At 65.1% G+C, this 11715-nt stretch carries 8 protein-coding genes, 1 pseudogene and 1 riboswitch; of the genes and pseudogenes, 2 read left to right on the forward strand and 7 right to left on the reverse strand.

Annotated elements, in window-relative coordinates; translation table 11 throughout:
• From AC1D0P_RS13900 to AC1D0P_RS13930, 7 genes are all read right to left on the reverse strand, one after another.
• Positions 1–528 (reverse strand): pilus assembly PilX family protein (locus tag AC1D0P_RS13900; RefSeq protein WP_477677276.1); only part of this gene is annotated, 528 nt, incomplete at its 3' end.
• Entirely contained in the window at positions 515–1453 is a 939-nt protein-coding gene (locus tag AC1D0P_RS13905; RefSeq protein ID WP_477677277.1) for a PilW family protein, read from the reverse strand. The genes AC1D0P_RS13905 and AC1D0P_RS13900, both read right to left, overlap by 14 nt.
• Positions 1450–2028 carry a type IV pilus modification protein PilV gene (gene pilV, locus AC1D0P_RS13910; RefSeq protein ID WP_477677278.1) on the reverse strand — a complete coding sequence of 193 codons (579 nt, stop codon included), beginning with the start codon at positions 2026–2028 and terminating at the stop codon, positions 1450–1452. The genes AC1D0P_RS13905 and pilV overlap by 4 nt, the downstream gene beginning before the upstream one ends.
• Entirely contained in the window at positions 2022–2669 is a 648-nt protein-coding gene (locus AC1D0P_RS13915; protein WP_477677279.1) for a GspH/FimT family pseudopilin, read from the reverse strand. Before AC1D0P_RS13915 ends, pilV begins: the two co-directional genes overlap by 7 nt.
• A gap of 90 nt (positions 2670–2759) precedes the next feature.
• Complete coding sequence (nrdR, locus tag AC1D0P_RS13920; protein ID WP_477677280.1) at positions 2760–3209, reverse strand: transcriptional regulator NrdR; 450 nt, start codon at positions 3207–3209, stop codon at positions 2760–2762.
• A 99-nt stretch (positions 3210–3308) separates the two neighbouring features.
• Positions 3309–4553, reverse strand: a complete 1245-nt coding sequence (gene glyA, locus AC1D0P_RS13925) for a serine hydroxymethyltransferase (RefSeq protein WP_477677281.1) — start codon at positions 4551–4553, stop codon at positions 3309–3311.
• A 58-nt stretch (positions 4554–4611) separates the two neighbouring features.
• Positions 4612–4741: riboswitch (ZMP/ZTP riboswitch) on the reverse strand.
• 133 nt (positions 4742–4874) lie between these two features.
• Positions 4875–5753 carry a lytic transglycosylase domain-containing protein gene (locus AC1D0P_RS13930; protein ID WP_477677282.1) on the reverse strand — a complete coding sequence of 293 codons (879 nt, stop codon included), beginning with the start codon at positions 5751–5753 and terminating at the stop codon, positions 4875–4877.
• 777 nt (positions 5754–6530) lie between these two features.
• On the opposite strand from AC1D0P_RS13930, the gene AC1D0P_RS13935 reads away from it, so the two are divergent.
• Both AC1D0P_RS13935 and AC1D0P_RS13940 read left to right on the forward strand, forming a co-directional pair.
• Entirely contained in the window at positions 6531–10517 is a 3987-nt protein-coding gene (locus tag AC1D0P_RS13935; protein WP_477677283.1) for a DUF748 domain-containing protein, read from the forward strand.
• A 185-nt stretch (positions 10518–10702) separates the two neighbouring features.
• Positions 10703–11715, forward strand: a pseudogene (locus AC1D0P_RS13940) (DUF349 domain-containing protein); the annotation flags it as partial.

The following is an 11715-nucleotide window of genomic DNA, read 5'->3' on the forward strand; positions in this document are numbered from 1 at the left end:
CCACACCTCGGTGCCTTGGGGTGTGCTTCCATCTTTCGCGGCGACTTCAGGGCCGAAGCCTCTGGCCGTCGTGACAAAAACTTTGGTGTCGGCAGGGGTCAGGTACTGCGACATGCACTCGGGCTGGCGGGTGAAATACAGCTTGGTTCCCGCGTCGCCGGACGAGGTGACCGTGACTGTCTTGAGGCTGGCCACCGGTGTCGCGGCGTCCCAGTTGGCCATGGTGGCCCAGGAGTAGGGCGTCCCGGCGCCGACGGGGGCCGCCTCGGGCGCAAAGCCGGTGGCGGGGTTGGCGGCGTAGAGCTGCACCTGCTGTTCGCAGAAGCGCAGGGCTGTTTCGGCGGTCTGCCGGGCCAGCGCCTGCTGGCGGCTCTGGTTGGCCACTTGCTCGGTCGACGAGGCGCCGCGAATCGAGATGCTGGCCAGGACCGAAAGAATCATCAGCATGATGAGGGCCACAATCAGCACGACGCCCTGCTGCCCGTGCATCTTCGTCTTCGCGGTTTGGCGTGGTTCAGGGATTGACATAACCCACTCCATGGTTGCGCAACAGCACCGTGGTGCGATAGGCGCGGCGCAGCTTGCCGTCGGTGATGTCGACGTCGGTGCCGGCGCAATTTTGATAGCTGGGCTTTGTGCTCGAAGTACCCAGGTCCCCCAGCACGCGGTCTTCGCTCTTGACCACCACGCAGACTTGCGCCGCAACCACCTTGTTCCAGCGGTCCAGCAGGGGCAGGGCCGCCAGGCCCACATCCGTGGGGGTGGTGATGCCGGAGGCGCTCAGGTAACCGCGCACATTCTGGCTGTTGGGGACGGCGGGCTCGGCCACCGCGAAATTCACCGTCGCGCTTTCAATGTTTTCGGCCAGCACCTGCGATTGCGCCAGGTTGCCGCTTCCGCGGCAGGTCAGCGTGTTGTTCGTGATGGCGATGCGCGACTGCATGATGTAGAAAGGAGCGCCCGCGGCGCCCACGCCGTTGCCGATACAGTCCATCGGCAGGCCGCCGGAGGTGTTTTTCCCGCTGTTGAGGTCTGCCTCGTAGGCCACGGCCAGGGAAAAACCACCGGATCCTGCGCAGCTCAAGGCGCTCATGGCGGCAACGGTGGGATCCGTGAAGCCCGTGTTGCAGGCGTACAGGTTCCAGCCGCCCAGGCCCAGGTCGTTCTTGACGCCGCCGGTGCGCGTGGGGTTGTACCCCGCCTGGCGCAGTTCCTGCGTAAAGACGCCGAGGGCCATCTGGGCGTCCTCGTTCATCTGGCCCTGGGCCTGCGCGTTGCGCGTGGCCGTGCTGCCGGAGAGATACATGACCACCAGCGCGCCGATGATCACCATGCCCAGTGTCATGGAGATCAGCAGTTCGATCAGGGTGAAGCCTGACTGCTGCCTTGCTGCGGACTTTGCCGCGGGCATGCGAGGACGCTGCCGCGGGCAGCTTTTTGCGGGCGAAGTCATAACTGCACCTTCATGTAAAAGCAGCGTGGCAGTGTTGGCAGGGCTTTGGCGGTGGCCGAGCAGTTGTCGGACGTCGATTCGGCGGACTGGTCGACGCCGGCGACCTTGCGGGAGTTGTCCAGCACGCCGGCTTCTTCCCAGAGAATCCAGATGTTGGCCTGGGTTGCGCTGGCACCGGGCCGGGCCAGCTCGACGCCGCCCTGGGGCAGCAACGCACGAACCCGGCTCTGGAAGGCCGTCAGGTCCGCGGCAGCCAGTGTCGCAGGGGTTGTGCAGTTGGGAAAGGCGCAGGGCGCGAGGGCGGGAGGACTGCTGGTGGTCATCAGCGCCACGTCATAGTTGCCGCCTGAAAGTCCGGTCGGGTTGAGCCTGATGACTTCCGCCAGTTCCGTGGCCAGGGCGCTGGCGATGGCGCGGTTGGCCGCGTTTTTCTGCGCCGCGACCGAATAGGCCTGCATGCCGGCGAGTGCCAGCATGCCAAAGGACATGAGCAATATGGAAATCAGGACCTCCAGCAGCGAGGAGCCTCGCTGCCCCTTGCGTGAAGGAGGTGCTTTTCTGGTGAGGCCTAGCATGCGACGTCCCCCGTCTGGACTTTGACCCTGCCCACTGCGTTCATGCACAGGGTACGGGTGTAGTAAGCGTTGGTGGCGAACGAGCCCGAGGCATGCACCAGCCATCGGCCCGACTGGCCTATGGCGCGGCCGGTGCCGTCATAGATGATGCCGTTGCCCGTGGCGACAGCCGTCGGAGTGGAGACGCCGACCGCGAAAAAATCGCTGACGCCGGCCATGGGCTCCTGGGCGCGTAGCACGATGTCGGTCGCGGCATCGAAGCTGCCGTTGCCATTGCTGTCAACGAACACCACCCATCCCTGCATCCAGCCGCCGACGGTCGCGCCGTTACCGGTGGAGCATGTCGGGCTTGCCGCGGTGTAGTTGGCGGTCCTGCAGATCGTCACGCTTTTCCCGCGCCGCATGGCTTCACCGCGGGCGTAGCGGGTATCCGAGATAAACCCGTTGGTGGCGCGGGTGATATTGGCGTTGGCAAGCAGGCCCATGAAGGAGGGCGTTGCGAGGACCGTCAGGATTCCGATGATGGCTATCACCACCAGCACCTCAATCAGGGTGAATCCATGCTGGATTCGCCGCATGACACGCCAGGGCGGTTGGGGGCGGAAGGTGGCAGGGCCGGCGATCGATAGATTTTCGAACATGCGCAATTGTGAGCATGCCTCGCCGGTCCCGCCTCCTGTATTCGACGCCCGGTCAGGTCTGCGTGACGAACGGTCAGCGCGTCCGGCGCTTTAGCGCCTGACCTCATCCACCAGGGTMTTGAACTCGTCAATATCCTCAAAGCTGCGGTAGACGCTGGCAAAGCGGACATAAGCCACTTTGTCGAGTTTCTTGAGTTCGCGCATGACCAGCTCGCCCAGGCGGTTGGAGGCCACCTCGCGCACCCCCAGGCTCAGCAGTTTTTCCTCGATGCGTTCGATGGCCGAGTCGATCTGCTCGGTACTGACGGGGCGCTTGCGCAGCGCCAGGTTCATGGAGCCCAGGATCTTGCTGCGCTTGTACTCGATGCGCCGGCCGTCCTTCTTGACGATGGACGGGAAGGTGACGTCGGGCCGCTCGTAGGTGGTGAAGCGCTTTTCGCATGCGCCGCACTGGCGGCGCCGGCGTATGAAGTCGGCGTCTTCCGCCACCCGGGTTTCGACAACCTGGGTTTCGAGGTGGCCGCAGAAAGGGCATTTCATGGGTGTTGACCTGAACTTAAAAGCATCGATTGGTCTTTGGCCCATTGAGGACGGAAGGGGCAGCGATGAAAACCATGGTGCCCGCGCCGTCCGCCATGGTTAACGGTACACAGGGAAGCGGCTGGTCAGGGCGTGAACCTTGGCGCGGACTGCTTCCAGGGTGGCCGCGTCGCGCGGGTTGTCGAGCACGTCGGCGATCAGGTGGGCCGTGGCGCGGGCTTCCTCGTCCTTGAAGCCGCGGGTCGTCATGGCCGGGGTGCCAATGCGCACGCCGCTGGTGACCATGGGCTTTTCCGGGTCGTTCGGGATGGCGTTCTTGTTGATCGTCATGTGGGCGCTGCCCAGCACTGCTTCGGCTTCCTTGCCGGTAATGCCCTTGGCGCGCAGGTCGACCAGCATGACGTGGCTTTCGGTGCGCCCGCTGACGATGCGCAGGCCGCGCTGCGTCAGGGTGTCGGCGACGATCTGCGCGTTTTTCACGACCTGCTGCTGGTAAGCCTTGAACTCAGGCGTCATGGCCTCCTTGAAAGCCACGGCCTTGGCCGCGATCACGTGCATCAGCGGGCCGCCCTGCAGGCCGGGGAAGATCGCGCTGTTGATGGCTTTTTCGTGCTCGGCCTTCATCAGGATGATGCCGCCGCGCGGGCCGCGCAGGCTTTTGTGCGTGGTCGAGGTGACGATGTCGGCATGCGGCACCGGGTTGGGGTACACGCCCGCGGCCACCAGGCCGGCGTAATGGGCGATGTCGACCATGAAGATCGCTCCGACGGCTTTGGCCACCTTGGCGAAGCGCTCGAAGTCGATGCGCAGGCTGTAAGCCGAGGCGCCCGCGATGATCAGCTTGGGTTTGGTCTCAAGGGCCTTGCGCTCCATGGCGTCGTAGTCGATTTCTTCCTTGTCGTTCAGGCCGTAGGACACGACGTTGAACCACTTGCCGCTCATGTTCAGGGCCATGCCGTGCGTCAGGTGGCCGCCTTCGGCTAGGCTCATGCCCATGATGGTGTCGCCGGGCTTGAGGAAGGCCAGGAACACGGCCTCGTTGGCCGATGCGCCGCAATGCGCCTGCACGTTGGCGGCTTCGGCGCCGAAGATGGCCTTGACACGGTCGATGGCCAGTTGCTCGGCCACGTCCACATGTTCGCAGCCGCCGTAGTAGCGGCGGCCGGGATAACCTTCGGCGTATTTGTTGGTGAGCTGCGATCCCTGCGCGGCCATGACGGCGGGCGAGGCGTAGTTTTCGCTGGCGATCAGCTCGATATGCTGCTCTTGCCGGGCGTTTTCGGCCTGGATGGCGGCAAAGATTTCGGGATCGGTCTGTTCGACCAGGATATTGCGGTGGTACATGGCAGTCCTTAAAGACGTGGTCCCTGCTATTCATATGAGCCGCGGCTCTAAATGAAACAAGGGCTGCCCAGGCGAACGGCTGAACGCTGAGGCCCAACGGCTGTCAGCGGTGCGCTTCCCAGTGGTGTCCCACGTCAGCTCCAATGGTTGCGAAAACCTTGAGCCTATCGCCAGTTGCGCACCCGGCTAGTGTAACTGAGAGCGCCTGAAATCCGTGGCAGCCCGTCCCATACCCGTGGCCCGGAAAGCAAAAAGCCGGGCGCTGGCGGCGGCCCGGCTTTGCGGTGCAAGCGGCGGGCCTGGAGGCCGCGCCGGCGGGGATCAGGACTGGCTCAACAGCGCCACTTTCTCGGGCGTCTTGCCCTCGGAGGCCGGCGTCTCGGACTTGCCGGGCAGGGAGGCCGGGACCGGGCGCGAAGTGCCGGGCTCGGCAAAGAAAGGCGRGGGCTTGCCGCGCTTGGACGCGGAGGCCACCACGGCCAGCAGGCGGGCGTGCTCCCCCATCACCTTGCCGGCGTAGCCGCCGTCGTCTTCCATATTGGCGGCGCCCACATAGTATTTGAGGCCGCCTTCCACGGATCCGGCGCGGGCGATGCATTCCTGCAGCACCTTGACGCCGACGCGCAGGTTGGTCACCGGGTCGAAGGCCGCCAGCTTGCCGCCGAAGTTGTCGTATTTGTCGTGGTGCACCTTGGTCATGACCTGCATCAAGCCCTGGGCGCCCACGGGGCTTTGCGCGAACGGGTTGAAGCCGGACTCGATCGCCATGATGGCCAGGATCAGGGTGGGGTCGAGCTTGGCCTTCTGGCCGATCTCGAAGGCCTCGGCCACCAGCACGCTCAAAGGCTCGGGCGCCACGCCGTATTTCTTGCTCAGCCAGTAGGCCACCGCCGCCTGCTGGGCCGGCAGGTCTTTGGGATTGGATGCCGTGGCACGCTCAATGGCGGCGGGCTCGGTAAAACCGATGGCCGCTTCCTGGCGTTGCTGCAGCCAGGTCATGAGCTTGAATTCACCGGCCTGACGCAAGTCGGGCCGGGCCGTCAGTGTGATCACCGCGAACACGACCGCCAGGCCCAGGAGGGCGAAGCTGTTGTGGGTGATCTCGAAAAAGCCCTGGGCGATGTCATCGGCGATGGTTGAAATACCGCTCTGTACACTTTTCAAGTGCGCCTCAAGGCCGAATTGTCCTAGCGCTGTCATAGCACTCCTTTCTACGCTTGCAGGCCCTTGAGAGGCCAAGCAGGCTTTGATTGGGTCGCCATCAAACCAAGGCATGCCTTGTGGGTGTTGACCCCTGTTTGACGTTGCCGGCTTCTTTGATGAATGGGGCAGCGGAGATTCGGGTTGTCCCTAGGTTTCTGTGGGACTGGCGGGATTCTATGGGGTCGTTAAATAACCTGTCAATAATAAGAGATTAATTTCTTATATCAATTAAGCAAATAAAAACCTTGATTCTCGGCAGAATCCGCCTGAATCAAGGTAGTTACGGCCTCTTTTTGAGACCAAGCTCTAAGTTAAATTCGGCGTGAAAAATACCGGATCAGCGGATCGCGGGTCCGGCTGTAGGCGGTTTTCGATGGTCCATGTGGGACTGTTGGGGTGATTCAGGCGTCTTTCGGGCCGGACAAAGGCAGCGCCAATCACTCCGGTCCCTGTGATTGAAAAGATGGTCTTGCCTGCCCGGCGCTGGAGGTTTAACCTGCAATTGCGTGTTCATTCACGCATCCAACCGGGTAACCAACCCCGGAAAATCTGGAAGCAATCACTTGCTTTCATCGCACTGGAGACGATTCATCTCTCTTTTGCGGAAACCCGACGGCATGAGCATAAACGCCCGCCGTCAACCCCGGTCGGTCTCACTGCCCGGGGTTTTTCTTTTGGGGGGGCTATGCCCTTTCGGGTGACCGTCTTTTTCAAATAAGTCATTGACCGATTGGCGCCGGCGTTAAAAACTCGTCGCCTATGGCAATCCCTGACTTGAAGAATAAATGGCGCGAAATCGAATGGCGGAACACCGCAAAAACCCTGCCGGCACGGGCTGCCGGCCTGGCCCGCTCGCCCCTGTGGCGGCGACGTGCCGCCTGGGCGCTTGGCGCGCTGCTGCTGCTCTGGGCGCTGGCCTATGCGGCCGTGCCCACCCTTCTGAAGTCGCAGCTCGAGAAGATCGCCTCTGAAAAACTGGGCCGGCAGGTCACCGTGGGCGCGGTCGATTTCAAGCCCTGGTCGCTCGAACTCACCCTGCGCGACCTGGCCATCGCCAAGGCCGGCGCTGCCGGAGTTCCCCAGGAAAATCCCCAGCTTTCCATCAAGCGCATATATATAGACGCCGAACTGGAGTCCCTGCTGCGCCTGGCGCCGGTGGCCGACGCCGTGCAGGTCGACGAACCCGTGGCTTTTCTGACCCACAAAGGCGAGGGCCGCTATGACATCGACGACATCCTGGAGCGCCTGAAGACGCCGGCGGACCAGCCGGCCGGGGATCCGCCACGCTTTGCGGTCTACAACATCGTGCTGAGCGGCGGGCGCCTGGACTTTAGCGACCAGTCCGTCGGCAAGACCCATGCGCTGCGCGAGCTGAACCTCTCCGTGCCCTTCCTGAGCAACCTCAAGTCCCAGCGCGAGATCAAGACCTCGCCGCACCTGGCCTTCAAGCTCAACGGCAGCAGTTTTGACACCGCCGCCGAGGGCACGCCCTTTGCCCAGACCCATAAAACCGACGCCACCTTGACTCTGCGCGGCTTTGACCTGAACCCCTACCTGGCCTACTGGCCGGCGAGCCTGCCCTTCAAATTGCAGAGTGCCGTGCTGCATGCCGACGCCAAAGTGGCGTTCGAGCAGACGCCGGCCACGGTGGTGCGCATCTCCGGCACGGTGACGGCGGAAAAGGTGCGCCTGCAGGTGGCGGGGCAGGCGCCGGCCGCTGTTCCCGCCCCGGCCCCCGGCCGCAAATCGGCGGGCAAACGTGATGGCGGCGATGTTCCACCGGCGTCCCGGCCCGACCTGCTCGCGTTTGAGCGGTTGCAGGTGACGATGGCCGACGTGCGCCCGCTGGAGCAATTCGTCAAGCTTGAAGCGGTCGAATTGAGTGCGCCCGTGCTGTCCGTCATCCGCGACCGGGCGGGGCGGCTCAACCTGTTACCGCCCGCCGCCACGACTGCTACAAAAAGTGAAGCAGACACTCAAGGTTTCGTAAAGGTTCCCGCAGGCAACGCCAGCAAGCCGGCAAATCCGGGCRCTTCGGCCAAAGCGCCGGCAAGCGCCCCCTGGAAGGTGCAGGTAGCCCGTGTGGCCGTGCGCGCGGGCAGCGTGAACTGGCTGGACGAAACCCTGGCCTCGCCGGCCGACATCCGCATGGGCGGCCTGGTGCTCAACGCCACGGCCATCGCCATGCCTTTTTCGGCCGGCGCACCGCTGCAATTCGACGGCTCGGTGGGGCTTGAGCCGCCTGCCGCCCCTGTGCCCGCGCCCTCCAAAGCCGGCGCCAGGCCCGCCGCGCCGCAGGCTCCGGCCGTCCCGGCGCTGCTGACTTTCAAGGGCAGCGCCACCGACCAGGCCGCCGAACTCACCGCCCAGGTGACGGCCTGGCCGCTGGGCATGGCGGCCAAATACGTGGGCCAGTTCCTGCTGCCGGCGCTGAACGGCCAGCTAGACGCCGAGCTGGGCATTCACTGGCAGGGGGCGAGCGGCGACAAGCCCCAGCTGCTGCGGCTCACGGCGCCGCAGGTCGCGGTCAGCGAGGTGCAACTGGCCCAGGGCAAGGTCTCGCTGGTGTCGATCAAGCGTGTGGACCTGGCACAGGTGGACATCGACGTGACCGGCCAGAGCTTCAAGGCCGGCAGGCTGCAGCTGACCCAGCCCAAAGCCCTGGTCGACCGCGACAGCGACAAGCGCTGGATGTACGAGCGCTGGATGGTCGGCCCCGGCAAGGCCGCTTTGCCGCCATCGCCCCCGCCGCCCACCGATGCGGCCACCCGCGCCTCCGCGCCCTCCTGGGCCGTGGCCATCAGCGATGTGCAGCTTGAAGGCGGCGCCATGTCGTTTTCCGACAAGGCCGGCGCCAGGCCGGTGGCCTTCGAGGTCACGGCCGCCAAGGCCCAGCTGGGCGGGCTGATACTGGACGACAGGCCCGCGTCCCGGGCACAGGCAGCGAAACCCATGCCCCTGACCGCCTCGCTGCGCCTGGCGGCCGGCCGCTTCGAGCCCGGCAAGGTCGATTTCAACGGCAGCCTGGGGCTGGCCCCTCTGCAGGCCCAGGGGCGCCTGCTGGTCGACCGGCTGCCGGTGCAGGCCTTTGAGCCTTATTTCGCCGATACCCTCAATATCGAGCTGCTGCGCGCCGATGCCAGCTTCAAGGGCAAGGTGGCTTACCGCCAGCTGCCGGCCGGGCCGCAGGCCCAGGTGACGGGCGACGTGTCGCTGGAGGAGTTTCGCGCCAACACGCTGGCCCCMAGCGAAGACCTGCTGGCCTGGAAAGCACTGAACCTGCGCGGCTTCCATGTGGCGCTGGACCCGGCCAAGGCGACGCGGGTGGAGGTCAAGGAAACGGTGCTCAGCGACTTTTTCGCGCGCGTGATCGTCATGCCCGACGGCCGGATCAACTTGCAGGACCTGGTCAAATCGAAGGAGGCGGCGGTGGCAGGCGGCACGGCGAGTGCAGCCACCGCGCCGGCATCCGCCCCTGTTGCCTCAGCGAAAACAGTTGCCGCCGATGCAAAAGGCGCGCAGGCCGCGGCGGCTTTGCCGCCCGCCGTGAGCTTCGGCCCCATCAGCCTGATCAACGGCAAGGTGCTGTTTTCCGACCGCTTCGTCAAACCCAATTATTCGGCCGACCTCAGCGATTTGACCGGCAAGCTCAGCGCTTTTTCGTCGCAGCCACCCGCGGCCCCGGCCGGCGCTGGGCCGGCAGCGGCGCCCGCCATGGCCGACCTTGAATTGCGCGGGCGCGCCGAAGGCACGGCTTCGCTCGAAATCCTCGGCAAGCTCAACCCGCTGGCCAAGCCGCTGGCGCTGGACATCAAGGGCAAGGTGCGCGACCTGGAGCTGCCGCCGCTGTCGCCGTACTCCGTCAAGTACTCGGGTTACGGCATAGAGCGCGGCAAGCTCAGCGTCGACGTGAGCTACCTGGTGCAGCCCGACGGCAAACTTACCGCCACCAACAAGGTCATCCTGAACCAGCTGAGCTTCGGCGAGAAAGTGCCGGGCTCCACCGCCAGCCTGCCGGTCAAGCTGGCCGTCGCGCTGCTGGCCGACCGCAACGGCGTGATCGACATCGACCTGCCCATCAGCGGTTCGCTCAACGACCCGCAGTTCAGCCTCGGCCCCGTGATCGTCAAGGTCATCGTCAACGTGATCGTGAAAGCCATCACCGCGCCGTTCAGCCTGCTGGCCAACGCCTTCGGCGGCGGCGGGGACGAGCTCAGCACCGTGGGCTTTGCCGCCGGCAGCGCCGAACTGGGCCCCGAGGCCAAGGCCGGGCTGGACAAGGTTGCCAAGGCGCTGGCCGACAGGCCCTCGCTCAGGCTCACCGTGGTGGGCACCAGCAGCGTCGAGGCCGAGCGCGAGGGCTTCAAGCGCGAACGGCTGGATGCCCTGGTGCGCGCCGAAAAGCGCCGTATCACCGTAAAGGAGGGCGGCACGACCTCGGCCGCCGTCAGCATCAGCCCGGCCGAATACCCGGCTTTGCTCAAGGAAGTCTACAAACGCGCCGACATGCCCAAGCCGCGCAACCTGATCGGCCTGGCCAAGGATTTGTCCGTGCCCGAGATGGAAAAACTGCTGCTGGCCGACATCAAGGTCAATGACGACGCCATGCGCGAGCTGGCCGTGCAGCGCGGCGTGGCGGTCAAAGACTACCTCGCCTCGCGCGACCTGCCGCCTGAAAGGCTGTTCCTGGGCGCCGCTAAAACCATCCCGCCGGAGGCCAAATGGACGCCCCGCGCGGAGCTGAATTTGGCGATGCCCTAAAAAAGGCGAAAATAGCGCCAGTGCTTTATTGATAAAGCTTTTATGGGGCCGGGCTGGTATGTGCAACACAGGTTGCGCGGCACGGCCTTCCATCCACTCCAACACCCGCTGCCGCTCCGCGAAGCTCCCGTTCACCAAGGGCGCCTTGTGGTCGGCGGCACCTATTTTTTTGACCTTGCGCTCCCATGTTTAAATCCTCCAAACCCGAAGCCCCCGCCGTGAAAACGCCCACCACCAAGCAGGCCGAAGCCCATCCGCTGGACGGCTTGACCGGCGGCGCGTTTTCCGCGCCCACCTCCGGCGATCGCGCCGCGCGCATCCGCACGTGGCTGGCGACCGAGCCCACGGCCGAGCAGATGGCCGAGGTCTACAAGGACCTGGCCAACCGCGACAAGGGCGCGGCCAAGCCGCTGAAGGAAAAGCTCGACGAGATCAAGCGCAGCAAGGGCCAGGAAGCGGTCGCCGCCGAATGGGCCGAGAAGGCCCAGGCGCTGCTGGCCGCGCCCAAGCTCAACCTGGCCGACGCCCTGGCCTGGCAGCGCGATGCCGCCAAGGCCGGCGCGCCCCTGTCCAAGGAGCCGCTGGCCGGCCTCAAGGCGCAGCTGGCCGAGCGCGTCAAGACCATTGAAGACCTGCAGCACCGCACCCAGGTGCAGCGCGAAGCCGCCGTGCTGCTGGCCCAGCGCACCGAAGTGCTGTCGCTCAAACCATGGCGCGATGCCGAAGCCGCCCTCGAATCCTTGCGCGGCGATGTCACGCATTGGCAGTCGCAGGCCGGTGAAATCACGCAAGACGCCAATTGGGCTAGCGTGGACGCCAAATTCCCGCCGCTGCTTGACGCATCGCGGGCGCAGTTGCTCGCCGTGTGGGACGCTTTCCAGGGCGCGCTCGCGCAGGCCCAGAAGGCTGCTGAAGACACCGCCGCGCCTTTGCCCGCCGTGCCCGTGTGGGCCGACGAATTGCGCGCCGCCCGCGGCCAGGCTCCCGCCGAAGGCGAGGCTCCCGCGCGCGCGCCCAAGGCCAAGATCGATCCGGCCGTGCTCAAGGAGATGCGCGAAAAATCCTCGGCCGTCGTGCAGGCCGCGCTGGCCAAGCTTGAGCATGAAGTCACCGAAGGCCACGGCAAGTCCACGCCCAAGGTGGCGGCCGAACTGCGCCAGGCGCTGAAGGAAAACATCCGCAACATCGACAGCAAGCT

Source organism: Polaromonas sp. P1_G2, from assembly GCF_056405515.1.

Bases quoted from the DNA above. Each gene is read 5' to 3' on its own strand.
- AC1D0P_RS13905 (WP_477677277.1), bottom strand. From the start codon at position 1,453: ATGACTTCGCCCGCAAAAAGCTGCCCGCGGCAGCGTCCTCGCATGCCC.
- pilV (WP_477677278.1), bottom strand. From the start codon at position 2,028: ATGCTAGGCCTCACCAGAAAAGCACCTCCTTCACGCAAGGGGCAGCGA.
- AC1D0P_RS13915 (WP_477677279.1), bottom strand. From the start codon at position 2,669: ATGTTCGAAAATCTATCGATCGCCGGCCCTGCCACCTTCCGCCCCCAA.
- glyA (WP_477677281.1), bottom strand. From the start codon at position 4,553: ATGTACCACCGCAATATCCTGGTCGAACAGACCGATCCCGAAATCTTT.